Here is a 597-nt window from a genome sequence, read left to right on the forward strand (position 1 = left end):
TTGACCACCTCCCGCGCCTGAAGACGCGGGAATCCCGCCACGGGATTTCAGACCGAGTGCAACGGTCCTGTGGTTTCAAGACGCATACGTTCCACGCGTCAACTGCTGGGTTTCAGCATCGGCGTGGCTGTCTTGTGGCGCGGTCAAATGCGCCCCATCCTCAGCCGAGTCATCGTCGTTCGGGTGTTCTCTGGAACGACTCTCTCCGCTGAGGTAGCGGTCTGCGATGTTTATCGCCCCGTTCACATCCGCTTGGTACTCGCCCATCCAACAGTCGTCGTTCGTGCATTCGAACGTCGCCTGCTTCGGGCGATACCCGACTTCACCGCACGCATGGCATTCCTTCGATGTGTTACGCGGATTCACCGTCTCGACGGGAATCCCCTTCTCGACGGCCTTGTACCGTATCTGCGCGTGGAGTTTGGCGAACCCCCATCCGTGGAGACGGCGGTTCATATACTCGCCGTAGTCCATCGACTCCCGAATGTACGTCAAGTCTTCCAGAACCAGTACGGGATTCTCGACGGATTCGGCGTACTCCACGACTTCGCGGGTGACACGATGGAACACGTCGTCTATCTGGTTCCACAGGTCGTC

1 protein-coding gene is annotated in these 597 nt (G+C 58.8%); it reads right to left on the bottom strand.

All coding sequences use genetic code 11. From position 1 onward, the window contains the following. Positions 1-75: 75 nt before the first annotated feature. Positions 76-597 (bottom strand): IS200/IS605 family accessory protein TnpB-related protein (locus ACMGFG_RS24245; protein ID WP_436932856.1); only part of this gene is annotated, 522 nt, incomplete at its 5' end.

Origin of the sequence: Halosimplex halobium (genome assembly GCF_051414055.1) — an archaeon.
In the GTDB taxonomy this organism is placed as follows: domain Archaea; phylum Halobacteriota; class Halobacteria; order Halobacteriales; family Haloarculaceae; genus Halosimplex; species Halosimplex halobium.